This window comes from Pseudoalteromonas sp. ATL1 (genome assembly GCF_058933015.1).
The window spans coordinates 82,636-109,108 of sequence record NZ_JBZYXL010000002.1 but is presented as its reverse complement, the minus strand read 5'-3'; the positions used below and the strand labels follow the sequence as shown (position 1 = coordinate 109,108).

Annotated in this window: 33 protein-coding genes and 1 pseudogene; 31 read left to right on the top strand and 3 right to left on the bottom strand. The window is 40.8% G+C overall.

All coding sequences use genetic code 11. The features are described 5' to 3' along the window. Nucleotides 1–130: 130 nt before the first annotated feature. On the bottom strand, nt 131–523 hold the full coding sequence (locus AC5FX4_RS18810) for a hypothetical protein (protein ID WP_493607953.1): 393 nt from the start codon (nt 521–523) through the stop codon (nt 131–133). A 367-nt stretch (nt 524–890) separates the two neighbouring features. On the opposite strand from AC5FX4_RS18810, the pseudogene AC5FX4_RS18805 reads away from it, so the two are divergent. Further along, nucleotides 891–1,010: pseudogene (locus AC5FX4_RS18805) on the top strand (transposase); the annotation flags it as partial. 114 nt (nt 1,011–1,124) lie between these two features. Here AC5FX4_RS18805 and AC5FX4_RS18800 read toward each other — a convergent pair. Continuing rightward, nucleotides 1,125–1,703 (bottom strand): hypothetical protein, encoded by a 579-nt coding sequence (locus AC5FX4_RS18800; RefSeq protein WP_493607952.1) that lies wholly within the window; start codon nt 1,701–1,703, stop codon nt 1,125–1,127. A gap of 380 nt (nt 1,704–2,083) precedes the next feature. On the opposite strand from AC5FX4_RS18800, the gene AC5FX4_RS18795 reads away from it, so the two are divergent. The 5 genes from AC5FX4_RS18795 (at nt 2,084) to AC5FX4_RS18775 (ending at nt 6,921) form a co-directional block, all read left to right on the top strand. Further along, nucleotides 2,084–3,430 carry a hypothetical protein gene (locus tag AC5FX4_RS18795; protein ID WP_493607951.1) on the top strand — a complete coding sequence of 449 codons (1,347 nt, stop codon included), beginning with the start codon at nt 2,084–2,086 and terminating at the stop codon, nt 3,428–3,430. Nucleotides 3,431–3,438: 8 nt separating this feature from the next. Continuing rightward, nucleotides 3,439–4,230 carry a 2OG-Fe(II) oxygenase gene (locus AC5FX4_RS18790; RefSeq protein WP_493607950.1) on the top strand — a complete coding sequence of 264 codons (792 nt, stop codon included), beginning with the start codon at nt 3,439–3,441 and terminating at the stop codon, nt 4,228–4,230. A gap of 97 nt (nt 4,231–4,327) precedes the next feature. Beyond that, nucleotides 4,328–4,822, top strand: a complete 495-nt coding sequence (locus AC5FX4_RS18785) for a hypothetical protein (RefSeq protein WP_493607949.1) — start codon at nt 4,328–4,330, stop codon at nt 4,820–4,822. A gap of 65 nt (nt 4,823–4,887) precedes the next feature. Further along, entirely contained in the window at nt 4,888–5,562 is a 675-nt protein-coding gene (locus tag AC5FX4_RS18780; RefSeq protein WP_493607948.1) for a hypothetical protein, read from the top strand. A 675-nt stretch (nt 5,563–6,237) separates the two neighbouring features. Further along, a complete protein-coding gene (locus tag AC5FX4_RS18775) occupies nt 6,238–6,921 on the top strand; it encodes a sigma-70 family RNA polymerase sigma factor (protein WP_493607947.1) in 684 nt (227 codons plus the stop codon). Between the two features lie 9 nt (nt 6,922–6,930). Here AC5FX4_RS18775 and AC5FX4_RS18770 read toward each other — a convergent pair whose 3' ends face one another. Next, nucleotides 6,931–7,230, bottom strand: a complete 300-nt coding sequence (locus AC5FX4_RS18770; RefSeq protein ID WP_493607946.1) for a hypothetical protein — start codon at nt 7,228–7,230, stop codon at nt 6,931–6,933. 139 nt (nt 7,231–7,369) lie between these two features. Here AC5FX4_RS18770 and AC5FX4_RS18765 point away from each other — a divergent pair, with 139 nt between their 5' ends. From AC5FX4_RS18765 to AC5FX4_RS18645, 25 genes are all read left to right on the top strand, one after another. Then, a complete protein-coding gene (locus AC5FX4_RS18765) occupies nt 7,370–7,816 on the top strand; it encodes a hypothetical protein (protein ID WP_493607945.1) in 447 nt (148 codons plus the stop codon). Nucleotides 7,817–7,941: 125 nt separating this feature from the next. Next, nucleotides 7,942–9,090 carry a tetratricopeptide repeat protein gene (locus tag AC5FX4_RS18760; RefSeq protein WP_493607944.1) on the top strand — a complete coding sequence of 383 codons (1,149 nt, stop codon included), beginning with the start codon at nt 7,942–7,944 and terminating at the stop codon, nt 9,088–9,090. After that, nucleotides 9,080–9,343, top strand: a complete 264-nt coding sequence (locus AC5FX4_RS18755; RefSeq protein ID WP_493607943.1) for a flagellar biosynthetic protein FliQ — start codon at nt 9,080–9,082, stop codon at nt 9,341–9,343. Before AC5FX4_RS18760 ends, AC5FX4_RS18755 begins: the two co-directional genes overlap by 11 nt. A gap of 27 nt (nt 9,344–9,370) precedes the next feature. Continuing rightward, nucleotides 9,371–10,117 carry a flagellar biosynthetic protein FliR gene (locus AC5FX4_RS18750; RefSeq protein WP_493607942.1) on the top strand — a complete coding sequence of 249 codons (747 nt, stop codon included), beginning with the start codon at nt 9,371–9,373 and terminating at the stop codon, nt 10,115–10,117. 1 nt (nt 10,118) lies between these two features. Further along, on the top strand, nt 10,119–11,171 hold the full coding sequence (locus tag AC5FX4_RS18745) for an EscU/YscU/HrcU family type III secretion system export apparatus switch protein (protein WP_493607941.1): 1,053 nt from the start codon (nt 10,119–10,121) through the stop codon (nt 11,169–11,171). After that, nucleotides 11,171–13,246 carry a flagellar biosynthesis protein FlhA gene (gene flhA / locus AC5FX4_RS18740; RefSeq protein ID WP_493607940.1) on the top strand — a complete coding sequence of 692 codons (2,076 nt, stop codon included), beginning with the start codon at nt 11,171–11,173 and terminating at the stop codon, nt 13,244–13,246. The genes AC5FX4_RS18745 and flhA overlap by 1 nt, the downstream gene beginning before the upstream one ends. Further along, nucleotides 13,247–13,918: a flagellar basal body rod C-terminal domain-containing protein gene (locus AC5FX4_RS18735; protein WP_493607939.1), complete on the top strand. Its 672-nt coding sequence runs from the start codon at nt 13,247–13,249 to the stop codon at nt 13,916–13,918. Between the two features lies 1 nt (nt 13,919). Next, nucleotides 13,920–14,696, top strand: a complete 777-nt coding sequence (gene flgG / locus AC5FX4_RS18730) for a flagellar basal-body rod protein FlgG (RefSeq protein ID WP_493607938.1) — start codon at nt 13,920–13,922, stop codon at nt 14,694–14,696. Nucleotides 14,697–14,700: 4 nt separating this feature from the next. After that, nucleotides 14,701–15,642, top strand: coding sequence for a flagellar basal body P-ring formation chaperone FlgA (flgA, locus tag AC5FX4_RS18725; protein ID WP_493607937.1), 942 nt, complete (start codon nt 14,701–14,703; stop codon nt 15,640–15,642). Then, nucleotides 15,629–16,195, top strand: a complete 567-nt coding sequence (locus AC5FX4_RS18720; RefSeq protein WP_493607936.1) for a flagellar basal body L-ring protein FlgH — start codon at nt 15,629–15,631, stop codon at nt 16,193–16,195. Before flgA ends, AC5FX4_RS18720 begins: the two co-directional genes overlap by 14 nt. Nucleotides 16,196–16,197: 2 nt before the next feature. Then, nucleotides 16,198–17,319: a flagellar basal body P-ring protein FlgI gene (locus AC5FX4_RS18715; RefSeq protein WP_493607935.1), complete on the top strand. Its 1,122-nt coding sequence runs from the start codon at nt 16,198–16,200 to the stop codon at nt 17,317–17,319. A gap of 10 nt (nt 17,320–17,329) precedes the next feature. Beyond that, the gene (locus AC5FX4_RS18710; protein WP_493607934.1) at nt 17,330–17,701 is read left to right on the top strand and encodes a hypothetical protein; all 372 of its coding nucleotides are present in this window, start codon (nt 17,330–17,332) and stop codon (nt 17,699–17,701) included. Further along, nucleotides 17,701–18,102, top strand: coding sequence for a flagellar basal body rod protein FlgC (locus AC5FX4_RS18705; protein WP_493607933.1), 402 nt, complete (start codon nt 17,701–17,703; stop codon nt 18,100–18,102). The genes AC5FX4_RS18710 and AC5FX4_RS18705 overlap by 1 nt, the downstream gene beginning before the upstream one ends. A gap of 3 nt (nt 18,103–18,105) precedes the next feature. Then, nucleotides 18,106–18,402, top strand: coding sequence for a flagellar hook-basal body complex protein FliE (fliE, locus tag AC5FX4_RS18700; protein WP_493607932.1), 297 nt, complete (start codon nt 18,106–18,108; stop codon nt 18,400–18,402). Between the two features lie 15 nt (nt 18,403–18,417). Beyond that, nucleotides 18,418–19,794 carry a flagellar basal-body MS-ring/collar protein FliF gene (gene fliF, locus AC5FX4_RS18695; RefSeq protein ID WP_493607931.1) on the top strand — a complete coding sequence of 459 codons (1,377 nt, stop codon included), beginning with the start codon at nt 18,418–18,420 and terminating at the stop codon, nt 19,792–19,794. After that, nucleotides 19,784–20,137 carry a hypothetical protein gene (locus AC5FX4_RS18690; RefSeq protein ID WP_493607930.1) on the top strand — a complete coding sequence of 118 codons (354 nt, stop codon included), beginning with the start codon at nt 19,784–19,786 and terminating at the stop codon, nt 20,135–20,137. Before fliF ends, AC5FX4_RS18690 begins: the two co-directional genes overlap by 11 nt. A 2-nt stretch (nt 20,138–20,139) precedes the next feature. Further along, complete coding sequence (locus tag AC5FX4_RS18685) at nt 20,140–20,874, top strand: FliH/SctL family protein (protein ID WP_493607929.1); 735 nt, start codon at nt 20,140–20,142, stop codon at nt 20,872–20,874. Then, nucleotides 20,867–22,189 (top strand): FliI/YscN family ATPase, encoded by a 1,323-nt coding sequence (locus AC5FX4_RS18680; protein WP_493607928.1) that lies wholly within the window; start codon nt 20,867–20,869, stop codon nt 22,187–22,189. Before AC5FX4_RS18685 ends, AC5FX4_RS18680 begins: the two co-directional genes overlap by 8 nt. Further along, nucleotides 22,182–22,640 carry a hypothetical protein gene (locus AC5FX4_RS18675; RefSeq protein WP_493607927.1) on the top strand — a complete coding sequence of 153 codons (459 nt, stop codon included), beginning with the start codon at nt 22,182–22,184 and terminating at the stop codon, nt 22,638–22,640. Before AC5FX4_RS18680 ends, AC5FX4_RS18675 begins: the two co-directional genes overlap by 8 nt. After that, on the top strand, nt 22,633–23,520 hold the full coding sequence (locus AC5FX4_RS18670; RefSeq protein ID WP_493607926.1) for a hypothetical protein: 888 nt from the start codon (nt 22,633–22,635) through the stop codon (nt 23,518–23,520). The genes AC5FX4_RS18675 and AC5FX4_RS18670 overlap by 8 nt, the downstream gene beginning before the upstream one ends. Continuing rightward, a complete protein-coding gene (locus AC5FX4_RS18665) occupies nt 23,521–23,937 on the top strand; it encodes a flagellar hook assembly protein FlgD (protein WP_493607925.1) in 417 nt (138 codons plus the stop codon). A gap of 12 nt (nt 23,938–23,949) precedes the next feature. Further along, entirely contained in the window at nt 23,950–25,128 is a 1,179-nt protein-coding gene (gene flgF / locus AC5FX4_RS18660; RefSeq protein WP_493607924.1) for a flagellar basal-body rod protein FlgF, read from the top strand. Continuing rightward, entirely contained in the window at nt 25,128–25,868 is a 741-nt protein-coding gene (locus tag AC5FX4_RS18655) for a FliM/FliN family flagellar motor C-terminal domain-containing protein (RefSeq protein ID WP_493607923.1), read from the top strand. The genes flgF and AC5FX4_RS18655 overlap by 1 nt, the downstream gene beginning before the upstream one ends. Beyond that, nucleotides 25,869–26,186, top strand: a complete 318-nt coding sequence (locus AC5FX4_RS18650) for a FliM/FliN family flagellar motor switch protein (protein ID WP_493607922.1) — start codon at nt 25,869–25,871, stop codon at nt 26,184–26,186. Next, nucleotides 26,179–26,472, top strand: a complete 294-nt coding sequence (locus AC5FX4_RS18645) for a hypothetical protein (RefSeq protein WP_493607921.1) — start codon at nt 26,179–26,181, stop codon at nt 26,470–26,472. Before AC5FX4_RS18650 ends, AC5FX4_RS18645 begins: the two co-directional genes overlap by 8 nt. Nucleotide 26,473: the final 1 nt, after the last annotated feature.

Below are 26,473 nucleotides of genomic sequence, written 5' to 3'. Positions count from 1 at the left end.
ACGCTGAGGCCCAGAATATGACTCTATTTGAGCCGACTTACAGAATTTGGCGTGTTATCGGACCTGAATTTGCAAAAAATGGAAAGTGTAGAGTACTTTCCATTTAATAAAGGTGCTTAAGTATACTAGCTTAGAACCTTAAAACTTTTTTTATGTGGCAGACTTGATCTACCAGCGGCACGTTTTTCACCTTCATAAATTGTACTCTTTCGCCTGCTTGAATAGTTGCGGCCATGTCTGTTAGTTTATCTAGCTTTTCTAACTGCTTTGTCCACACACCATTCATTGTACAACTAAATCTAGTCCCATTTGAGTCTTCAGCGTTTACAGTTAAATGGTTTTCGCTTACGTCCAAAGAGAAAGTACCTGCTTGGCTATAGTTCAAAATAACGTCAGCTGTTTGGAGAACTTTGCCATTGCCATAATCGACTTCAGTGATCGTTACTTCAGCTGCGGATGCCACGCTCGCTGACACACCTAGAGCTAAAACCGTAACGCCTAAAATTTTATTTAATGTATTCATTGCATATTTTCCTTATACACTTTTTTATAATTAAAGCCCTTTAAATCAAGAGCTAAACAAATCTAACATATCTTTTCTCAAAGGCAAACAATTTGTTCCTATTTTATTTACATATGGTTGGTTATCTTTAAACGTGATTTATTTGTTTTTAAGGATGTTATAAGTGATCAGCCTTGTCATCAAGTTCACTATAGAACAATAAAATAAACAAAAATAAACAAAAATAAACAAAAATAAACAAAAATAAACAAAAATAAACAAAAATAAACAAAAATAAACAAAAATAAACAAGACACCCATTTTTATTTGCTTGTTTTTCAATCATTGCCTGCCTTTTATCTATCTGGTTAAAAGGTAGGCAATCGTCATGGCAACGGCACGTAAAAGGCAGGTCAGTTTGGTTAATACTAAATACTATCACTGTATTTCACGGTGTGTTCGCCGCGCATTTTTGTGTGGTGATGTTGTCGGATACGCCTATTATCACTGTATTTCACGCTGTATTTGCCGTGCATTTTTGTGTAGTGAAGTTTGGGAACTCGAATGCAGTTGAAAATCACCTAGGCTAGTGCTTAGGTGACTTTTAATGCATTTTTGGACATCAATTAAACTTATTCTTATAGATGTCTAAAAGCACCGAGTTTGTTTCATTTGTAAAGTCGTCGTCTTCTTGAGTACTTACTTCACCATTGGTTTCTTTTGGCTCGGATAACAGTGCGATGACATTTTTCATATTTTCATTTAATGCTAAGTTTTCGGTATTTAATGTGATCCCTTCTTGCAAATATTCAATCGCGTCAGCTGTTTGGTCGTTAAGTATACAAATGAGTGCTTTAGTAAATATATGCAAATAGGTGTGGCTTGGTAACTCAATTAATGGGCCGACATAGTGGTTAAACGTTTCTAAATCGTTGTTGATGATTGCCAAAAAGCATAGTTGAAAGCGAGCGATGTTAAATTCTGCATTTAGCTCAATACAGAGGCTGAAAGCCGCTATTGCTGCCAAATAATCACTTTTTTCTGCATGGTAGGAGGCTGCTAAAAAGTGCAATTCACTAGAATTTGGATCGTCTACTAGAAGAGTCTCAATGGCTGCAAAGTCGTTGTTGTCGATAATTGTTTGAAAGCTGCCGATGAGATGTTCTAGTTCTGGCTTAAGGCCGTTTGTTGAAAAAGACAAGGTTGTAACTCACTTTAGAATTTAATGTTCGAATATGGTGAACTTACCTTAAATAAAAACAAGATAAAAGTTAATTTTACGCGCAGAATAACCGGAGAGCTGGCCCCAGCTTTCGGACATGACTTTAAGTGATTGATCAGTTTTTTAGTAACCAAAAATATTGGATCAGATCAACAGCTAGAGAGGTAATCAAAGTAGATTGGTGAATCTGCGCTAAATCATGTTGCCATAGCAGCGAGTCGTTGTTACTAAAATGACCTTGTGTACCAAATCTGCTGCCATATTTGCGTGAATTTAAGAAAATTTTCGATAATTATTAAAGATTTTCAAAAAATTCTGGATAAGGGTATATATGATAAGTAGTAAGTAGTTGGTAATTGATGTCGCGTTTAACATCCGAATTATGTAAATGGGTTGATGAAAATATAGAGCAGGGGGCCGATAAAAATACAATTTTTAAGGTGCTATTTGATGATGGTGTGGACTATAACGATATAGCTCAGTACATGAAATACACACCTTCAATACCACTCGAAGACATTGAAAACCCATTGTCAGAAGTTAGTTACCCAGACTACGCCGATATACCTCAGGGCACGCTTTTTTTGCCAAATGCGCGTGAATGTATTGATGGTGAAAGTCGAGTATTGTGTGTTGACGGATTTTTAAATCGTGACGAAATTGCACGTCTATCTCAGTTTGCCTCAGGTGATGCTATACACAAACATTTGCTCAGTGAGCAGCGTGACTCGACTCATCAGTTTAATTACGAATTTAGTAAACTTGACTCCCACCTAATTGATGATATTGATGCTCGTATCTGCAGTTATATCGGTTTAGACCCTGTCTGTGGCAGCGAACTGCTTTTGCAATCTCTGGAGCATGTATATGATGACATTGCGACAGATGCTTACCTTGATATGAGTGTGTTTTCAGTTGCCATTTTTTTAACCGATGGTTATATGGACTTTCCACGCCTGTCTAGCAAGTTTCTTTTTAAACAAGGCGATTTGGTTTTTTGGCAAAATAAGCAACCGAATGGTCAGGCTGATGAGCAAATGTGTTATTTATATACACCGAGCGCAGGTCAAACACAGCGCATGCTGGTTAAACGTTTTGAGCTTGACCAAACGGCACTGGTATACCGAAAAACACTTAATGAGATGGTGCAAAACTATACTCAAGTTGGGATAGAAAAAGTCAGGTTAAATGAATCATTTTTTGAAACGCTAAGTGATTTTTATCATGCAAACCGGGTAATGGAGCTTGCGGAGTTTGATGGTGAAGATGATTTTATTAAGAGTGAAGATACCACCAAAACGCCCAGTAGTTTAATTAATTTGCCAGATGATATGTGCGAATATATTCACCAACAAATGAAACCGATACTTGAACAATGGGCCGGTGTGGAGTTGGACCCTACATATGTATACGGTATCAGAACATATCATGATGGTGCTACCTTAATGCCTCATCGAGACCGTATCGCCACACACATAATTAGTTGTATTATTAATGTTTATCAAGATGTTGATATGCCATGGCCACTGCAGATAGATGATAATTATTACAGAAGTCACGCGATTACATTTGAGCCCGGTGAAGCTGTCTTATATGAAAGCGCGCGATTAGATCATAGCCGGATTGAACCATTACGGGGCAGAGCTTATGCAAATATTTTTTGCCACTTTAAGCCAAAAGACTATACACCTCCAAAGCTAGATTAAGGACTGTAATGAGCGGTACAACAAATTATGATGAATGGGTAGCATGGTTTAATACGAACCGTGAGCGCGGATGCTGTAGCGAAGAAATGGTTCAGCTAATGTGTCAGGGGGGGCTATCAATTAAAACCGTGAAAGAAATTATGGGAGATGATTACCCAGCTTATCTCGATTTTAGCGAAATTTCATCGCCCTCCATTACAACTAGTCCACATGCACGAAAAATTGAAACGGATAAGGCACAAGTTTATTGGCTAGAAAACTTTATGGACGAAGCTGAGTGCGATTTGATCATGTCAATTATGGACACGGCTTTAACTCCATCTCAAGTTACTACGTCTAATGGAGATGAAAAATTTAGGACCAGTTCAACATGTTATTTAAGTGAGCAGGCTCATCCATTTGTAAGTGTATTAGATACACGTATTGCCCAAACTATTGGGATCCCAAGTTTTAACTCCGAGCAAATTCAAGGCCAGAAATATGAAGTAGGGCAAGAATTTAAAGCCCACACCGATTTTTTTCAAGTGGGTGAAGCGGACTATGGCAAGTTTACTATCCCTTTAGGGCAAAGAACATGGAGCTTTATGGTTTACTTAAACACGACGGAACAAGGTGGTGAAACGCTATTTAAAGAACTTGGAGTTGAATTTAAGCCTAAACAAGGCTGTGCAGTTGTTTGGAATAACCTTAATGTTGCAGGCTTTGGTAATGAAGCGACTCTTCATCATGCCAAACCTGTTATTAAAGGAATGAAATATGTGATCACCAAGTGGTTTAGAACGAAGTCATTTAAACATTAATTATTGTGATTTTATAATGGTGTGATTTGTTTTTTTAATTTGGTTTTTGTGTTAAATTTTATTTGGATTTAAACTGAAATTTAAAAAAGGAAATAAAATGAGGTTTTTTTGTAAAAAAACATGCTTTACAACTGCTTTAGCGCTAAGCGTTTTATCTTTTAATAGCGTAGCATCTGACTTGCCTTTGTATAAAGCGTATAGCTATGGTAATCATTTCTACACTACCGATGTAACTGAAATGCTTAATGCAAAATCTGCTGGTTACGAATATAAAGGTGTCGCATTCACACTTGTAAGTAGTGATGATAGTGACGCAGATAAAGCATTTTATCGTATGTATAATAAAGATTCAGGCAAAGCAGGCACACATTTTTATACTGCAGATCTTAATGAGGCCTTAAATAGCAAATCGCTTGGCTATGTGTATCAAAGAACCGAAGGCTACACAACAAAATCGCAAGCAAAGAAAATTTATCGAGCATATTCTCCAGTCAGTGATAAATATTACTACTCTACTGATGTTACCGAAATGCTAAACTTAACAGCTAACACTAATTTTGTTTATCAAAAGGTTGAAGGTTTCAGCAAGTAAAGCAAGTAATATTTAACTTGGGTGGCAATTTCACATAAGTTATTGTCATCCATTTAGGGAGTTTTATGTTTAAAAATAACTATATTTTCTCATTTTTTATTATGGTTCTTTTGTTTTTCTGTATTTTCTTGCTAGATAGGGTGGATGCTTTGTCCGACCAAGTTAATAAGTTAGAGGGAGAACTTAAAGAATTATCATATATTGGTGGCGAGAGGCAACAATATAGTCACGATTACGAATGGGATGATTTAGTTGAACGGCTAGAATATATTGAAAGCTATATAGCAAAACCAGCTGTATTATCCAAATTGTCTAAGCCAGTTACTCACAATAAGGCTATTCAAAAAGATTCTGCATTACAAAATGAGGAACAGGGAAAAATACCAGAGAGTGATTTCCAAAAAGGGCGGCTCCAATGGCAGGAAAAGTATGCAAATAGTATGTTTGACGACTCAGATAGAAAGGCTCAACTTATAGCGGACGTTTTGAAAAACAAGTATGGCGTTGAAGATCAAAAGCTGCTCCAAGTAAAGACAATAATGAGTGGGCACTTTGTTGAATTTGCCTATGCAATTTCTGATATTGATGCATATCCCAGTTATGAGTTATTTGCGAAAAAAGTTGAAGCGCTCAATGTTCAAAAGATGGCTCGGTTATCACAGGTGCTTACTGAACAAGAGATAAGTGCATTCCAGTCAATTGATTGGATGGGAGTATTTAAGCGTAACGGATTAAATTAGCTCTGAGCGCTTGCTACACAATTGGAGTTTCACATTAGATCTGTATTACATATGAGTCCATCATTCTCAGACCTGAAAATCTATTAAAGTCATTGGGTTTCCTTGGTTATATCCATCAGCGCATGATTGCAAGCGGTGCACGTGTGTTTAGTGATAATTATTCCCCAGATTCAGCACTTGGCACCTTAGAAACGCGTTATGTCATTTGAACGAGTTGATGAATAAAGTTTGTACACCCTTCCTTTACATAGTTATGACGCCTTCTATGTCACTGCACAAATTTGTTACTCTTTCCTTTATTTCATGTTCGTAGAGCCCTTTTCTGAGTGTTCAAGTGAGTCTATACACATGTGTTGTGTGTTAAACAAAAATTTATAAGTGGAATAAAACCCACTGTTTAGAGTTGTTCTTCAAGGAGCTAGCTCAAAAGAGTTAGGTTTAAAACTCTAACAAAACAAAAAAATTTATTTTCTATTTAAATCAAAGTGTTGTTTTTTTAACGTTGCGTTAATTCGAATTGTTTGTTTCCATAAATGTACGGTTGTGTTATTTTTGGAGACTTAATGAGGTTCGTGTGAAAATTTTTGTATTGAAAAACATAGTTTCGGCAAAAATGTAAACGTACGTCAGTCGAATTAACAGTTTTTTTGATCTTCAGGGTTGTGCTTTAGATAAATGGACGAACAAGAAGTGACAATGTGGTCTCAATGGAAAGTGAGTGGGTGTGAAAATGCCAAACACTTTTTATATGAGAAATATCAACATTGGGCGAGCTTGGAAGCGGTGTCTTGGCACAACAAGTTATGTAGGGTGAATGCCGACAAGAACGACTTTTTTCAATATGCCATGGTAGGCCTTTTGGAGGCAATTTCAAACTTTGATGTCGCAAAAGGTGTGCTATTTAAAAGCTACGCACAATACAGAATAAAAGGCGCAATACTTAATAATATTTTTAAGTTTTCAGATGACTGTGCACACAAGAGTACATTGTATTCTACTCACAATGCGCATGATTTGGCCGAGATTGATGAATTAATTGATAGTAGTGGGCTTGTTGGAGCAATAGAAGAGCTTGCAATAGAGTATTTGCTTGAAAATGAACTTGTCCCCTCTGATTGTAATGAAGATGCGGTGGGCGGGTATTACTATTCATCGCATGAAATGGCCTTGTTGAAAAAAAATAGTGTTGCGGCGCTCGCGCAGCTTGGAGAGCCTAAAGGTACCATATTGTCACTACACTATGGATGCGAAAAAAGCTTGACCGAAATTTCTAAGATACTTGAATTATCCTTAGGGCGAGTAAGTCAGTTGAAAAAGCAAGGGTTGGTAGAGCTAAGTCAGATTTTGAGCGTTAAATGAGTTGTGTTTTTATTTTAGTAACTCTTTGAGCTGCTCTTGCAGAGAGTGTGAGTTATGAATACTTGGTTCTAAGCGTGCACAAATAGAGTCGACCATCTTTATAAAATCTGGTTCTGACGCTGCCTTTTCACCAAATTTGCGTTTAAGTGTGGTGAAAACAAGTTGTCTTATTTGCCCTTTTAAAGGTTTGCTCTCGATATTGGAAACAGATGCAGATGCTACTTGTTTCTTTATTGTATTTTTTGGGGTTTTTGAGGTACGGGTAATTCTACCTATTTGAGATTTCGATTTATTAATCGGTGGGAGCATGCTATGTACCTAATCTGTTTATCATTTAACAGTATATCTGTTATCTAAGGTGTTTGCACGGACTCTATCGCTATTGATGAGTTATTAAAAGTGAGTATCGGAAGTGTTGTACATAAAGGATTTTAACAAGCAGCAAGTTGTGAGTGATGAACAAATTGTTGCAGCGGTTAAGCGTATTCCAACTAAGCATTTAGCTGGGCTAGAATATATTGTTTACGACCCTCTTAGGTTTTTTCAACGCAGCTATGCCGACCCTAAGCCCGTTAATTATAACGCTATAGGTCAGTATAATCAGTTGCCAAAACACTTCATAGCTATTTATAAAATTAATACCTGCGAAGAGTTTTATCATGTTTTATATCATGAAGTTGGGCACCATGTTTTTAATCGTATATTGCCCAGTGAATTGCGTGCAAGGTGGGTAAATGAGATTCATCCAAAAAGTAACCATTTTGTTTCTGAATACGCAATGAAAAATGCGCAGGAAGATTTTTGTGAGAGCTATGCCAGCTTTTACACGGGAGTAGGCAACCTATTAAAAGAAAAAAATAAATTTTCTTTTATTCGACAATGTACACAGTTTTAGTGTGGATTGGGTCTGAATTTACAATTGTTTACCAAATTAACATGATGCAACCTTTGTTACGGTTGCATTGACATTTAGTTTTGTTAAATTTCGCACTCGAAAATGCGAGTTGCAAGGAATAAAGTATGAATAACGAAAAGTTGGATAAATTAGTTGCATATTGGCATAGCGATAAGCAAAACGAAGCGCTTTTGGCGGACTTATTGCTAAATATTTCTCAGTGCAATAATTTTGAAATATTTCGCGATCTTTATTCACAAGTGTCGTTTGCACACATTCACTCAGAACAGGTTCATGCGCAGTCGGTTGAGTTGTTGATCCGGGCTGGCGAACAAGCAACAGCACAGCAACACTTGCTCGACTATAAAGCACCTTTGGGAGAGTGGTACTTCCATTTTAAAGCGCTTATGTCGCTAATGAATGCTCATTTTGAGGACTGTATACAAATACTGTCTGTGCTAGACGAGAACAATGAGTTACCCGCTTCGAGTATAACCTTGTTAGCGAGAGCGAATTATCTTAACGGTGATGTCAATGCTGCACAAAGTGTACTCGCAAAGTATTTACCACTATATCCGTCTCCAGAAGTACTTGGTTTGTATGCAATGTGCTTACTCGATCTTGAACAACACAGCGAGTCAGAAAAACTGGCCTTACAAGCGCTAGAACTACAAGCAAATCAACTGGATGCTTTAATTGCTAAAGCTTCCTGCGATGTGGCCAAACTAGATATGCAATCAGCGACTAAGTACGTTGAGATGGCGCTTGAAGCCAATTCAATGATTGGTCGAGTTTGGTCGCTTGTCGGTCAAATCGATTTATATAATGCTCATTATCAAAGTGCCGCACAAGCGTTTGATAAAGCCATTGAACTTATGCCTGATCACATAGGTACATTCCACCTGTCAGCGTGGGTTAGCCTAATCCTTGGCGATATTGATAAAGCGCAAACACAGTTTTCTCAAGCACTTGATTTAAATCCTAACTTTGCAGATTCTCATGCGGGTCTAGCTATTGTAGCGGTAAACAAGCAGCAGATTGATGAAGCGCAAAAGTTGGTTAAGAAATCTCTACGACTCGATCCTAATAGTTTTACTGCCCGATATGCCCAATCTTTACTGACAGCTCAGCAAGGAAATGAAGAACAAGCGAAGGCGCAAATTGAGCAAATTATTAACTCTGAGAGTTCAGTGAACGCAAAGACGTATAGTCAGTTGATTGAAAAAGCAGTTAAAGACATCAATGCACGCGCGGAAGGCAACAATGAGCACTGATCTTGTAATTGGCTATTTGGGCGGTATGTTTCAAATTGCGTTACAAATAGCGATGCCATTACTGCTTGCCACATTGGCGGTGGGTTTGTTGATTAGTGTGTTTCAGGTGGTCACGCAAATACAAGAAATGACTTTGACTTTCGTGCCCAAAATTATTGTTTCAGTTGCGGTTTTGGCATTAGCGGGCCCATGGATGCTCAATGTCTTGGTTGAATTTACGATCCAAACGATATCGTCAATCAAGAACTTTTAATTGGACGATTTTGGGTTAATGAAATAGATGCAACTAACGTCAATCGCTACAGAGTTTTCACTTGTAATGGCAAGGTTATTACCTTTTTTCGTTTCAAGTGGCTTTGGTCCATTACAAAGACTTCCAGGGTTTATCAGAGTCATATTGTTGTGCGTATTCTCAATTTCCTGCAGCTTTTTGCTTGAGCAACAAAGTAGTGTGACCGGTAGCCAATGGGTATTTGCAATACTTAGTGAGTTTTTCATTGGTTTAGCGATGTTTTTTGCCTTACAGCTTGCGTTTGTAGCGATTACATTTTGGGGGCGAGTGCTCGACATGCAAATTGGTTTTGGTGCAGCAGGTGTCATTGACCCCACTAATAAAAATCAAGATCCTTTACTTGGGAGCATCTTTGCCATTGCCGCAATATGCCTGTTTTACGTGTCGGGCATGCACTATGAGTTAGTGAGAGGTTTGGTTTTTAGTTTTGAAGTATTGCCTATTGGCTCCAGTGTACTTGAGCTGAAGCTGCCTAACTTTGCGTCCATGATCACTATGGTTTTCAGTGTAGGGTTATTCATGTTCGCACCAATTATTATTTTGATGTGGTGTTTGGATGTCTTTATTGGTTTGTTATCAAGAACCATGCCGCAGATGAACATTTATTTTGTCATGCTGCCGCTGAAAATATTTGCAGGCATATTCTTGCTTAGCATATTCAGTACACACAGCAAGTTTGTGTTTGAACGTTTGTTTGAGCAGGTTTTCATATTTTGGAATGGGATGCTTTCTTAACATGTCACAAGATCAAGACAAGTCAGAAAAGCCTACCCCGCAAAAATTAAAAGAAGCCAAGGGAAAAGGGCAAGTAAGCAAAAGCCAAGAGCTCAATTTGGTGGTGACCGGTATTGTCTTTTTATCGGTATTTAGTGTGCTTTTCAACAGTATTGGTGAGCAGTTTATTCAGCTTCTTAAGCGTATTTTTATTATCTCGTCAGATTTTTCATTTACCTCGACATCGTTGGTTACGCTATTTCAGTATATAGGTATTGAAATGATGTACATTTTTTCCCCTTTACTGGGTTTTGTGATGTTGTTTGGCGTGGCATCAAATGTATTTCAAACAGGATTTGTACTCAGTGCGTTTCCTATAAAACCTGATTTTAAAAAGATTAATCCAGCGTCTGGACTCAAAAAAATATTCTCCAAAAAAACGTTGTTTGAGTTGTTTAAAAGTGTTCTGAAGCTGATTGCGTTCTCGGCTGTAATTTATTATGTATCCGAGTCAATGATAGAAAAAGCCCATGAACTCATGCTTGCTCCAATTAATGTGGTACCGTCACTGTGGCAAGCCATGTTTATAAAAATTGGCATCTATTTCATTGTGTTATCAGTGCCCTTTGTGTTGCTCGATATTCTTTTCACCCGTTGGGATTTCATGAAAAACATGATGATGAGTCGCAAAGAAGTGAAAGACGATCATAAAAAGCGAGAAGGTGACCCAGAAGTTAAACAAAAGCAAAAGCAGATCCAAAAAGAGTTGCTCCAAAAAAGCGCAGCACTTAGCCAAGTAAAAGATTCGGACATTGTCATTGTGAACCCAACACACATTGCGATTGCCTTGAAATATGACAAACATACCATGATTGCACCTGTTGTTATGGCAAGTGGCAAAGGTGAGCTTGCCATGAAGATACGATCACAGGCTCGCAAATATTCAGTGCCGATGATTCAAAACAAACCACTCGCAAGAAAGTTATACAAAGAAACGCGGATCAACAAACCTGTACCCGCTCATTGCTTTGACGATTTAGCGCCAATCTTTCGATGGTTATTAGGGATTAAATAATGAAGAAAATTGCATCGATATTAGCTGCCAATAAGGATTTATTACTGGTCATTGCAGTCGTCGTCATATTGATGATGCTGTTTTTGCCTGTGCCTCCGTTATTGCTCGATATTTTACTGATCACCAATTTTAGTTTGGCGCTGCTGATTCTAATGTTGACATTTTATACGGATAAGCCTTTGAGCTTTTCCACCTTTCCATCATTACTACTTATCGCGACTTTATTTCGTCTGGGGCTAAATATTTCTGCTACTCGGTTAATTTTGAACGAGGGGGATGCCGGTGAGGTCATTTCTGCAATTGGCGGATTTGTGGTTGGTGGCAACTATATCATCGGTCTGGTTGTGTTTTTTATTCTCATCGTGGTGCAGTATGTGGTGGTCACCAACGGTGCGCAGCGTGTTGCGGAGGTAGCGGCGCGATTCACACTCGACTCAATGCCAGGTAAGCAGATGAGTATTGATGCGGATCTCAATATGGGATTAATTGACGAGCATGCCGCTAAACGTCGTCGTGAGAACATAGAAAAAGAAGCCAACTTTTATGGTGCAATGGATGGAGCCAGTAAGTTTGTAAAAGGTGATGCCATTGCAGGTATCATTATTATTCTGATTGATATTATAGGTGGCCTTACAATCGGTGTCGCCCAGCGAGGTTTGAGTTGGGAAGAAGCGTTGCAGACTTACACTTTGCTGACCGTTGGTGATGGAATCGTAACGCAGATCCCATCGCTGATTATTGCTACTGCAACGGGTATTATTATCACTCGGGCTGCTACTGATGCGCACTTAAGTGATGAGTTAGGCAGGCAGATCACTTCATCGCCAAAAACGCTTTTCATTGTTGCATTCTCTTTATCTGCAGCGACCATGTTGCCTGGGCTGCCAGTTGTGCCGCTACTATCAATTGCAATTATTTTCTTTGCTTTAGGCTTTGTCGCTTTTAGACGTTCAAAACAAGTGAATGAGGAAGAAAGTGACGACACTAAGAGTAAAGATGAGGCTACTGAAAAAGCAGCTGACAGTATTGAATCTATGCTGACGATACGCCCTTTGGAGCTTGGGGTTTCCTCTGAAATTGCTAATGCGATTCACGAACAAGGCGATGTGTTGTTCGACCGTTTTGATACCTTTAGAAAGCAATTAACACGAGATCTTGGTGTGATAGCCCCAAAACTATTTTTGCTTGATGATCCAAGTTTGAAAGAGGGTGGTTACGAGTTACGAATTTTGGGATCTCGCGTTGGTCGAGGCACTTTGTTCTTTGATAAGCATTTGGCAATTGATCCCAAAGGTAAACTCAATGCTGTTGAAGGTATTAAAGCGAAAGAACCTACTTATGGCTTACCTGCTTGCTGGATTGATGAATCGCAGACCCAAATAGCACGCCAAGCAGGTTACACGGTGGTTGATCCAGAAACAACGTTGCTTACCCATTTGACGGAAATGATAAAGTCTCACGCATGGGAGTTACTTACTCGCTCAGAAACTGAAAAGTTAATTAATCGTTTGGAGGCGTCACATGCGAGCCTGCTCAATGAGCTCGTTCCTAATATTCTGAGTTATTCAGAAATACAGAATGTCTTACAACAGCTCCTGAAAGAAAAGGTGTCTATCAGAAATTTAGAGATGATCCTCGAATGCTTGGTTGATAAAGGAAAAGTATCTAAAGAGGCATTCTTCTTGTGTGAGCAGGTGCGTGAAAAGCTTAAGGCACAGATTGTACAGAGCTTGCTAGATAACGACGATATGCTCCACGTGATCACATTTGAGCCACTGGTAGAACAGCAACTCATTTCTGGCGTACAAACTGAGCATGGACAAAGTTCGCTGGCAATAGATCCATCATTGACTGAAGCCATCATTAAACAGCTAGCCGGTTATACAGAGTTGGCGATATCAAAGCGCTTGTCACCTGTGCTTGTTTGTCACTCGCCAATCCGATTAGCAACTCGTCGCTTATTAGAGCGTGTGATCCCGCAATTACACGTGATAGCTATTTCCGAAATCCCATCGTCAGTGTCCGTTTCTAATCTTGGCGTAGTTAAAAACAGTAAAAGTGTGGAGGCTGCATAAATGTCAGTAATTGATGCAATCGCACTTGGGATCGAGCGAGACCTTCAGCACCTAAAGGCGGTGAGCGAAAACGTTGCCAATGTGAATACTCCTGGATACCAAGCTGTTCAATCATTCGATACGGTACTTAATGCAGACCAAGTGGTCACTCAGCAGTTGGTGTCTAAAAAGTTTGGCGCAGTAAAAGATAGCGATCGAAACCTAGATTGGGCGATCACTTCAACGGGGTACTTTGTCATTGAGAAAGACCAGCAGCTTTTTGTTACGCGTTATGGACGTTTTCACGTCTCGAAAGACGGTTGGCTGACTCATGTCTCTGGTGGCAAGTTAATAGGTGAATCTGGGCCGATAAATGTCAGCAATGCTACCGTATCGGTCTCACCGAATGGCACAGTTTTACTCAATGGTAAAGAGTCAGAACAAATCAAAGTTGTGGATGTCGCTCAAATTGCAAAAGGTGTATCGGGCGGACTTTATTCGTTCACAGGACGAGTGAGCGATGTGATAGATATTCAAGTTCGTAAGAACGCAATCAATACCTCAAATGTCGATTCGGGTGAACAGATGACCAACATGATCAATTTGAATAGACATGTTCAAAGTTTACAAAAAGCAGCATCGGCATATGACCAAATGATGAATGCTGGCATTAATGAATTAGGAAGAAAGTAACATGATAGAAGCTTTATATATTGCCGAGACAGGGATGAATTCTCAGCAAGAGTTAATCGAAGTTATTTCAAATAACATCGCGAATGTGTCAACGCCCGGTTTTAAAAGTGCCGACGTGAACTTCGTTGACTTGGTTTATCAGACCAATGCGGGAGCGCAAGGTTTTGAGTTACCAGCGCATACTTCGGCTCAAGGAATTGGCGTTTCAACGTCGCAGCAAGTTGTGAATTTTGAACGTGGCGATTTAAAACAAACGGGTAACCCGTTTGATATAGCCATCAATGGTAATGGCTTTTTGGTGGTTGAAACGCAAAATGGCGAACTGGCTTATACAAGAGCGGGCCGTTTGCGTGTTGATGACAGTGGTTATTTGGTATCGACACAAGGTCAGCGTCTTAGTGCCAATATTCAACTTCCTCCTGATGTGACAAGCGTTACATTTACCTCAAGTGGTTCTGTTTTAGTACGTGTTGATAGCGCTTCTCAGCTCGTGGAGATTGGCCAACTAGAGCTTGTGAACTTTAGTAATCCGCAAGGTTTGAATCGCATTGGAAACAATCTTTATCAAGCGACTGAACAAGCAGGTCAGCCAGCTTTTGGCAAACCTGGGGAAAGTGGCTTAGGCCAAATAGTACAGGGCTTTACTGAACTTTCCAACGTGTCAATGAATGAAGAAATGGTCAACTTGATGCTAGCACAACGTGGTTATCAGTTGAATGCTCGTATCATTCAAGTATCCGACCAAGTACTTGAAACGATTAATAACTTAAGGCGCTAAGTTTGTGAAACCGTTTACTTGTTTTGCTTTTTGCTTTTTAGGTACATTCAACGTGCTGGCATCGAGTGTGGCTGATGATTTAACGATAGAGATAAATCAAGCCGAATATCTTGGTCAAGGTCCGGTGACTGTGGCAGATATTGCAAAAGTATCTGGTGCTAACCGCCAGAGTGTAGAGCAAGTGAAATCACTGGCGCTAAGTTGGCCAAGTAACGCGAACTGGTTATTCAAAAAAGACATCAATACTGAGATAAAAAATCAGTTAAAGCTGGATCAGAGTTGGCATGTAACGGGGTTAAACCAAGTCTATCTAAAGCGTTGTTGGCACACACCAGCAATTAAGTTAGAGCAGGCTGCCGTTGATGCTTTGAATAGCGTGTTAGATGAAGGTTTTCAACGCGTTTTGTCGGCAAGTTTTGATGATGATACTCAAAACTTATGCAGGACACGACAAGTGAATTCGTTATCGGTAAAGACGCTAAGCATTGGCACTTTGTTTAGTAAAAGCCGAGTGACGTTTGTTTCTGATACAGATGAAGAGTTTACGGTGATTATGAAACTCGCGTTGCAACAAAAAATGCCGGTACTTGCCAAAGCTCATTCAAAGGGTGATGAGATACTGACGTCAGATATCAACTGGCAGTGGCTTAGCGTTGAGCATTTAAAGCCAAATACTCAGCCATTTAATGTTGCTCAGTTAGTTGCCAAAAGGCACTTAAATCCAGGTCAGGTATTGGATAAACACAACACCAAAACAATACCTCTGGTCGAGCAGGGTGAGCAGGTAAGTTTTAGCATGACTACTGGCGCTTTGTTTATTAAAGGTAAAGCAAAAGCTTTGGGGGAAGGGCAATTGGGGGATGAAATTAACATCATGCTTGAGTCTAGTAACAAGGCAATTAAAGCCAAAATCGTACAAAAAGGAGTTGTCGTTGTTTCACAATAAATTCATAGGAATAGCCTGTATTGCATGCGCTCTTTCCAGTGTTAACGTGCACGCCACGTCTTTGTTTAATGAGCAAACATTTAGCTCGTTAACCGCAGATAAAAGGGCGATGGCAGTTGGCGATACGGTCACTGTCATTGTGCTTGAAAATGCACAAGCAAAAAGCCGCTCAGGATCATCTAACGCAAATGATCTATCTATTTCCGCATCGGGTAGCTCTCCGCAGGGACGTTGGCCATACAGCATGGGACTCGGTGCAGAATATAGTGGTGATGCCGTAACGAGCAGGAATGGTTTTATCAAGGCGCAGATCACGGCAGTGGTTAACAATATTGATGAGTTTGGCAACTTGGTTATTCGCGGTACACAAAACATCACTATTGATGGTGAGTTACAAAGCATCGAGCTGTCGGGGCGTGTCAGAGCAACCGACATCATGGCTAACAATACCCTGTTATCGTCGCGCATTATGGATGCAAAAATTAATTTCACTGGCGAAGAAGAAGAGTCAGAAGGCGTGTTATCGCAACTGTTCACATGGTTAGGGTTTTAATAATGAAGTTACTTGGTTTGCTATGTACGTTTATTTGCGCGTTGATGATAACTTTTTCTACTCAGGCGAGCACCCAAGGTGCCGTGAGAATTAAAGATCTTGCGCGTATTGATGGAGTTCGAGAGAACGCCTTAGTAGGCTATGGCATCGTCGTGGGCCTTGCAGGTTCCGGTGATTCGTCAAGAAGTTTGGCTACGCTTCAATCAGTGAAGAACACCTTAGAAAGCTTTGGCTTAATCATTTCAACCGACGATATAAAAAGTAAAAACGCGGCGGCGGTTATCGTCACTGCAGATTTACCTGCATTTGCCCAACCTGGAGATAAGTTAGACGTGCATGTTTCTTCTATTGGAGATGCACGAAGTTTAACCGGGGGCACTTTATACATGACGCCTCTTAAAGGTGCGGATAATCGTGTGTATGCACTCGCACAAGGAAATTTAGCGGTTGGAGGCTTTAAATTCAGCGCCAACCAAAGTGTATTACAGCGTAACCACCCTACTGTTGGTTTTATTCCGCAAGGGGGAACGGTAGAGCGAGAAATAAAGAACCAATTTGTTAAAGAAGACGGTTCTTTGAGCTTAATTTTAAAGCACCCTGATTTTGTTACCGCCGATCGTATTGTTAAGTCACTAAAACAATCTACAGGATTTGACGTTAAAGCCATTCATGCGGGTAAAGTTGTTGTGACGCCAAATGAGGGGGACTCTGTTATCTCTGCTATTGCAGCAATACAGCAAGCTTGGGTTGTACCTGAGGTTGCTTCAAAAGTGGTTATCAACGAACGCACAGGCACACTAGTGTCAGGATCAGATATTCATATTGGCAGTGTAGTGATCTCCCACGGCGCAATTCAATTAACCGTGGATACTGATTTTTATTCATCACAGCCAAATGGTGTATTTATTGATTCAAACGATGGGATCAGAACGGTTGTAACGCCAACGAGTAAGTTAAATACAACGCAAGAAACAGAAGCACTCTATCAGAGCAACGAAGGTACTAATATTGCCGAACTAGTGAGTGCTTTGAAAAAGCTTCAGCTCTCAACAAGAGACATTATTTCTATTTTGCAAGCGCTCAAAAAAAGTGGCGCATTGCATGCTGAACTTGTTGTGCAATAAGGATTGAAAAATGTCTGATTTACTCTCAATTGAAGCATTGCGTTTATCGCTCAATATGGCGGCAACACAACAACGACTGTCATTGGAAAATGTTGCTAATCACAGTACTTCTGCCCAAGGTTCACAGCGGGCTGACTTTGCTTCTTTGTTACAGAGCTTAGAGGGAATGTCCAGTGCGCAAAAGCAACAAGTGATGTCAGAGTTATCTTCGAGTTGGCATGTGGTAGAAGGTCACTACATCCACCAAAGCGATAAAAAAGCATCGTTAGATGAAGAAGTTGCTTTGTCAATGAAAGCGTCAGGTCAGTACCAAAAGCTTGTAGAAGTGTTGAATAGAAAAATAGGTCTTATGAATCTAGCTGTATCAGGAGGTAAGCGATAATGGCACATGATATTTACGCAATTAGCATGTCTGGCATGGCAGTTGAGCGCGCGAAGTTGCAAGCAGCATCATTAAACATTGCCAATGCCAATTCAATTTCATCAACGGCTGAAGGTGTTTATCAAGTTAAATCACTTTCAAACGAAGTGGCCAGTTTATCTTTCGAACAGAGAGTTCAAATGCAAACTGAGCAAATGCTCACGCAAAGTACGCAAGTGCGTGCAATGTACAAGCCTGAACATGCTTTGGCAAATGATCAGGGCTATGTCTTTACCCCAGAAATTAATTTAGCAACAGAAATGCTGAACTTGAACACAGCAACGCGTGCATATGAAGCGAATGTTAAGGCATTTAACGCTTATAAGAGTATGAGTTCAAAAGCATTAGAAATAGGCAAATAACATATGGAAATTACAGCAATAGAGGCCGCAGAACTATTAAAAACAACTGATCTGCAGAGTGTTTCTCAGTCGCAACCAACGAGCGGTTTTATGGATGTGGTGATGAATCAAGTGGGTGAATTAAACGCAAGCTTAGTGGAAGCAGAGCAAATGGCGCAGCGAGCAGCCGCGGGTGAAAGCATCCCATCTCATGAAATTATGATTGCGATGGAAAAGGCCCGTTTGGAGCTTAACATGGCTGTTCAAGTTAGAAATAAACTTCTTGATGTTTATCAAGAAATTACAAAAATGCAGATTTAAGCGAGTAGTTAAAAAATGGGTAATATATTTTCGGCATTAACGCCGGTGCAGAAACGTTCCTTGATTGCATTAACATTCGCGATTGTCGTTTTAACTGTGGGTGCTGTTGTATGGGTGGTAAAAGCGAGTTACCAGCCTATCTCTTTAAACAACGTGCAGCAGTCGGCGTCATTAATAGAAAAATTTGAGCAGAATAACCTCGATTACAAATACACTGCCGATGGGCAAATATTAGTGAATCAGGACCAGTTAGGTAAAAGCCAGTTACTGTTGGAGCAAACTCGTGGTGCGAGCTTTTCTTCTCATGGCTTGGAGCTGTTCGACAAAACAGATTACGGCATGACCGAGCATGCGCAAAAGGTGACGTTTCAACGCGCTATGCAAGGCGAGCTAGAGCGCACGTTGTCGTCACTTTCTTATATCAAGTACGCTCGCGTGCACTTGACCATGGCAGATAAAAAGTTGTTCTCATCAGACAGTACGCCCGCAAAAGCATCGGTTACCCTTTTTACAGAGCCAGGCCATGACATATCAAGCAAAAATATCACTGGCGTACAATCACTCGTTGCCGCAGCGGTAGAAGGCTTAGAAGCAGAACAGGTGACGGTTTTTTCTCAAAGTGGCAAACAGTTATCACGCACAACAGGGACCAGTGATGAGCAGGAACTATTGGTAGGTAGTAGTGCAAAAGAAGCAGAGTTGACTAAAAAAGTAGAGAAGCTTCTGAGCTTATACATGGAGCCTTCACAATATGCTGTGAGCGCAACGGTGCAACTTAATCTACAAAAAGTGAGTTCTGTTGAAAAATCAGTGCTCGTTGGCCCTAATGGCGAGGGGGTTGTTGTTCGTAAGAAAACCTCAAGTCGTGATGTTCCTAATGTCGACGGAGCAGGCGAAGATAAAAAAGAGCAGTTTAGTGAAGAGTTAGAGTATTCAGTAGGCAGTAAAACGCAGCAAAGCACTCAACTTGCAGGAGAGGTTGAACGAGTAAGTATTGCTATCGCGTTAGTTGTAGAGCTGAGTGAGCAACAAATCACTAAATTAAAAGCCCTTGTTACTTCTGCAGTTGGCTTAGATACATCGCGTGGCGACAGCATTGCGATTGAGTATTTTGAGCCTCTGTTTATGGACACTGAAGTACAAACGCTGGTAAATACGCCTGCAACTGAACACCTTCAGTCACAACAGCCAGCAGAAAAAACATTAAAAACTCCTTCACTGGCATTCATTGAAACAGTGCCAACATGGACTTGGTGGTTGGCACCTGTGTTGCTCGTTTTATTTACTTTGGCCTTAGTTAGCCGTCAGCGTTTACCACGCAAAGAACGTGAAGCTGTGTTGTTAGAAGTATCTGATTGGTTGAATCAAAAGGAGTCTAGTAATGCACGCTAAGCACTCACCAATTAAGATGGTTGCACTTAAGCTTTGTACGTTAAGTTGGCTTGACCGTATGTGGCTACTCAATAAATTGGATCCGAGTGTTCGAGTAAAGGTTAAAACAGCTTACAAAGAACTAAAAAGCTTGCAGCTTGAAAATCCACAAGAGTTATTGGAACAGTTCACAAAAGCAGCGAATGATACTTTGCCTCACAATAGCGCTTTACCTGAGGAGGTTGCGTCGTATTTAAAGCGCGTAGACCAAAACCCTGATTTGGTAACGCCACAGGTGAAAGCCTTTTTGTTTAGTGAACTTGCCGCAAATAATCAAAATGTTGCTCAGTTTAAAGAGGCTTAGGAATGATTAATAGCGTTAAGACTTATCACGGACCAAAGATGCAGCCAACGCGGTCATCTAATGTGCCTGTCGAACCCGTTGCGACAACTCAACAAGTTGCACAGCCACAACCAGACTTGCGCGCTTTACTACAAAGTCTTGAGCCAAAGCAACGTGAAAAATTGATAGCTGAAGTGTTTGAGCACGATCTGACAACCATTGTTAAAAAAGAGTCTGAACGTGGTTACAAACAAGGTTTAGAGCAAGGGTTAAAAGACGCGCAATCTCAGTTAGAAAAAGTAACTAAAGAGCAAAACAAGCAGTTAGATGAACAAACAGCGCAGCTTAGTCAGCTCATTTCAAAAGTTGAAAAGCTCGAACCTAATGTGGCATTACACAATGAAGACGATGTTTATGAAGTCATTGTGCTTGCCGTGTTTAAGCTACTGGGTGAACGCTTAGAGCAAGGTGAATACTTAAAGCAAGCTGTTGAGCGGGCGATTGAAGAATGCACCGTGTCTAAAGAGGTGTCATTGTGTTTGAGCACTCAAGACTACCAGTTTGTTACGAGCCGTTTTAAGAACCAGTATTGTGAGGACGAACTGGCCAGAATAAAAATCAAAGAAGATAAACGAATGTCAATTGGAGATACGCGTTTAGAACTGGCCAACGGCAGTATAGAACTGAACTTTACTGAAAAGCTAAATGCATGGTGTGAGAACTTAGCCAAATTTAGACGGGAGTCGAACCTTGGTTAATTTGCAGCTATTCAAGCAGTCTTTGGATAACATCGAGTCACAAGTCAGCAAGGGTTATGTGATCACAACCATTGGGGTTGTTGTTGAAGCAAGTTGCCCAGGAGTTTGCATCGGTGAGCTTTGTAAGATCCAACCGCAATCTGGCTTACCTGAAATACTATGCCAGGTTGTGGGTTTTAAAGAGCAGCGAGTATTGCTATTGCCATTTGAGAGCCTACGAGGTGTAACTTATGGTAGCAAGGTTGTGTCATTAGGCCACAACGTTACCGTTCCTGTAGGTAATGACTATCTTGGCCGGGTGGTTAATGCGTTTGGTAAACCCATTGACGACAAAGGGCACATTGCCAGTTGCGCAGATGTTGAAATTCATACTCAGCCTATTAATCCATTACAACGAGCCCCTATTGAAGAGGTATTCGATACGGGAATAACTGCCATTGATACCTTTTTAACACTGGGTCACGGGCAGCGTGTTGGCTTGTTTGCTGGCAGTGGTGTTGGTAAAAGTAGTTTGTTGAGCGATATTTGCAAAAATCGTCTGGCAGATGACAAAGTCAACATCGTTGTACTCGTTGGCGAACGGGGCCGAGAAGTGGAGGAGTTTGTTACTCGGACACTGGGCCAAAACGGTATGAAGAATTCTATCGTGATCGCAGCAACGGCTGAGGAATCTCCGTTAATACGTGTACAGAGTGTGCACTATGCGTTGGCGATGGCAGAATTTTTCTCTCATCAGGGTAAAGATGTGTTATTGACGGTTGATTCAATGACGCGATTTGCGATGGCCTTACGAGAAATAGGCTTAGCCATTGGTGAACCTCCCACTCTTAAAGGTTATACAACATCGGTATTTTCGGCGGTGCCAAAAATTGTTGAGCGTTGCGGACGTTTCAAAGAAAGAGGCGCAATTACCGCTATTTTCACCGTTTTGGTCGAAAATGACGATTTCAATGATCCGGTTGTAGACACGTTGCGCGCCATATTAGATGGACATATTGTGCTGACACGACAGTTGGCTGAACGCTATCACTTTCCTGCTATCGATATTTTGAAATCGGTAAGTCGATTGTTTCCAGACTTATCAACTGAAGCGCAGAGAAGTTCACTGACAAAAGTAAGAAAAGCATGGCTCAGCTTTGAAGATAATAAAGAACTGTTAGAGCTTGGCATGCTTGAAGGTGAAAACTCAAACACGGCATTGATCAAAAAGAATTACCAAACTATTTGTGGCTTTTTGCAACAGGCTAAGGGTGAGTCAATCAGTCGTGAAAAAATGTTTGAACTTTTAAATGCACTGGAGCTGAAAGATGAGTGATAAGCATGTGAAATTATCAAGATTCTGCGCCCAGTACGCCAAGGTTTATGAACATCGTGTTAGTGCCAAGATGCAAGAGCTAGAACAGATAACGACGCAAATTGTTGATGTGCAAAAGCAGCTAACTAAAACCCAAAATAAGCTTACAGACATTAATGATTATACTCTGGCGTCTATCGCAAACATGATGCCTGAAGTGCACAGGGTCACATTGAATCAAGTTGCGGCGTTGTCGCAAGAAGTTTTGGATCTTGAGTCAGTTTTAACTGAATTAACACAAGCACGTAGTACGCAAGAGCAAGCACTTTGCGAGCTGAAGTTGAAGCAAAAAGTGATTAATAACAAATCAACTAAACATAAAAGTGAAGAAATTCAGCGTATTAATGCTTTGCTGGATACACAGCTTGAACAATTACGTGTGATCAATAAAGGAGCAATTCAGCATGCTTGATCTGACCAGTATGTTGTTATCCCAAAATGGACAGTCGGCTTCTAATCCAGAGCTGGGTAAAAATAACCAATTAGGTCGTTTAGATTCAGCTTTTGAAGCGCTGTTATCTGATGGGTTAGATTTGAGCTCAGATGCCGCTTTGCAGCAAGGAGCTGACCAAGCGTTTAAGGGGCAGTTTGCAATACACGATACGCTAGAGAGTCATCTACAAAACAGCCAAACATTACTGTTTGCCAATAGTGCGGAACAGCAGGCTCCGAGCGTTCACTTTCAATTGAATGACTTGGCTGAGTTTGCTGATGCAACGATGAGCACTCAAGCGGCACAGTTAATAGGAGTAGGTCATGACAGTGGTAGTACTGCAACATCGGTTACTCAGCTAAAAGTGGCGGTTAAATGGGGCATGTTGGCGACAGGGCATTTGGCACAGCAGCTTGTCAGCACCGTTGATTATGGTCTCAATGAAGGGCTTACCGATAAGAAGAGCACACTGAATCAAGTTGCTGCACAGCTAACCAATGTGCACACAGGTGCCTCAACAGTAACGGCGCACTTTAAAGTTGCAAATCAGTTACAGAATAACTTTGCTGCTAACAATGCACCGTCTTTGCGTACCCATTCAGTGAATGCAGAAAAAGCCTTACTTGAAACGGCAAAACCGTATTTTGATCCCCGTTACCAGCCTTATTCTACGCAAGCTTTATTTGTGTTCACAAATGCGGATAAATCCGTAAAAGTCTCGGCTCGTGACTATTTTGGTGGACAAGAACAAGCCGATGCAGTGGGGGGATGGTTAGATGAATTTGTTGATCAAAGCGTTTTGAAAAATATTAAAGAATATAGCTTTAACGGCAAAGTAATTTTCAAAAGAGATGTGTAAATGGCAGTTGAAAGCATTGGACAAGTGACGGGCACAACCGCCACAACAAATGAAAATAGCAATGTATCGCAAGACGAGTTTATCAAACTGTTCTTGGCTCAGTTGAATTCTCAAGATCCACTTGAGCCGTTGAATAATAGAGAGTTCTTAGCGCAGTTGGCACAATTTTCTGCGCTGGAACAAACACGTCAATCGAACGACAAATTACAAAGCTTGCTTTCGATGAACTCATCGAATCAGGCACTGAATTTACTTGGAAAAACGGTGCAGGTTAACTTGCAGTCGGGCTCTGAGTTTAATGGCACCATTGAAGCAGTTCACTATGACGCAAATGGACCGACATTAACAATAAAAAGCGCCGAAGGTAGCTTTATAGATAAGGTATCACTCAGTCAAGTGACCGTGGTGCAACAATAACAGGAGTTTAATATGTTTCAGGCCTTCTTTAATGGGCTTTCGGGAATGCTGTCATTCTCAAAAAACCTCGATACAGTAAGTAACAATATCTCAAATATGAACACCCCGGGTTTTCGTGCTGCGGATACATTTTACGACAGTCTAAGTGGCGGTAACGGCGATGGTGGCATTGGTACGCAAATCTCAGGGTTAGGTTATCGTTTTACCAGTGGTGACATTAAACAAACTGGTAACGCCACAGATGTTGCTATCAACGGGCAAGGCTTTTTCACCGTGCTACAAGATGGCAATCAGTATTTTACTCGTGCTGGTCAGTTTAGCTTCAACAGTGATGGTGTTCTGATTGATAAAAACTCAGGTGGCTCGGTAGCGAGTATCAGTGATACAGGCGCTTTGTCTGAGTTCAATATCAGTGAGCTTAGAATGCTTGCACCAAAAGCTACTCAAACCGTTGATTTAAGTGGCAACTTATCAACCGGGGCGTCGAGTCATGAGATCTCTGGTGTGAAGGTATTCAACCGTCTTGGTGAGGAAGTTGAGCTTACGTTGAAGTTTGCAAAAAGTACGACTGTCACAGGTGAATGGACTGTTGATGTGAGTAAGTCGTCAGATACCAGCACGACTATCTCAACATCCAAAATCAAATTTGGTGCAGATGGCACGCCTGAAGCAGGACAGGGTAGCTTTAGCGTAAGTATTGGTGACTCAATGAATGGTACTGCGGCAGTTACATTCTCTTTGGGCAGCCCTACTAACTTTTCGCAGTCAACATCTATGGATACGGGTGAAACCTCAACATTAAAAGCCACAGTAAAGGATGGCTCTGCGGTTGCTTCTTTAACCAGCATTGAATTTTCATCAGATGGGACTTTGTCACTGAAATATAGCAATGGTGAGACGAAAAAAGGCCCAGCGCTTGCGATTGCAAACGTGAAAGACTTGGCATCTTTAACGCAAGTTAAAGGTAATTTGTTTGAAGCACAATCAAACTCGGGAGTGACGTTCGAAAAAGCGGGTAATTCAGGGCTGGGCAGCATTGCAGGTAAGAGTATTGAACTGTCAAACGTTGACCTATCTAGAGAGTTTGCAGACATGCTGGTTATTCAACGTGGCTATCAGGCAAGCTCAAGATTACTGAACGTATCAAACCAGTTGCTTGAGCAATTGTACGAGAACACTAGAGGTCGTTAATGTCGATTAAGTACTCAGGTGTATTCGATAGTTCATTAAAAGCGCTCATTAGTGAGCGCCTTAACTCGGCTACAAAACAATGGCTACAAACTTGGTTTGTCGCAGCGAATGATATTGCCGTGAACATTGAGTTTAATGAGCAGTTATTTTCATCGTTAAATATACAAACACAAGATAATTTTCAAGCCGATAAAACGGGTATTACTTTATGCAACCAACCTGATCCTATGGTTGCGGCTATGCTGTGCGAAGCGCTGAATGTTGATAAAGTAACTTTGCCTATGTTACTAAAATCATTAGAGAAACAGCCCTGCGCGCATATCAAAGAAGACTTGCACTTAAAGTTGCAAAGCGCACTTGGCGTGCCTGACAACGTTGAGGTTAAAAGTAGCCAGGTCGTGGCGACCGTTGAGGTGCAAGCGGCAACTTGGACACTAATCATTGCGTTAGATTGGCAGGTGTTTGCACACCTTCTGCCAAAAGCTGAGCAACAGGCGAGTGTGCCTTTGTTTTCACTAAAACATGCCGCGCAACATCACACTGTTCCAGTGCGTGTGGCAATGAAGAGTCAGTCACTGAGTTTTGCTGATGCCATGTGTCTAAAAAAGGGCGATGTGGTCATGCTCAATCAAGCTATTGAGTCGCCAATTCCTATTGAAATTAATCATGTTAGCGAAGTCGCTCAAGGCTTTTTAGTTGAACGTGATAATAGTAAAGCAATTATTTTTTCGGAGTCATAAATGGAAAATGTTCAACCTGTTGAATTTACAGAAGTCACAGAACAAAGCAATAGCGGCGAAAAGCTGTTACCGAGCATCGACAAAAAGTTATTAAAAGGTGTTCAAGTTGAACTTGAGTGTGTTGTTGGTGAAACCCAAATCGCGTTGGATAAACTTTACGCTTTAGAAGTGGGTGAAGTGCTTAAGCTTCAACAAGCTACGCAGGACACCATTAAACTGTGTCTAAACGGTAATGTTGTTGCAATGGGCCGCTTAGTTGCAGCCGACGGTAAATTTGGAGTGGAAATTACCGATGTTCCAGTAAGCTCTGATGAATGAGCTGCAATTCAAGCAAACTGAAGTGGTTAGCGATTATCAGCTAATCATTTTAGTTGCTGTTTCTTTGATTCTCGTGGGTATTTATCTTTTCCTTAAGGTGTATAAAAAGCCAACCCTTAACTCATCAAAAGGAATTAAGGTCGTCAGCCAAACTCGAGTTGGGCAGCACAGTGTTGTGTATGAAATGCAATCGCATGAGAAAACATATGTTGTATTTGAGTCAAAGTCGGGTGTGGTTGAGTTGTTTGGTCAAGATATAAAAAAGGGAGAACTTGATGGTGAGTAGG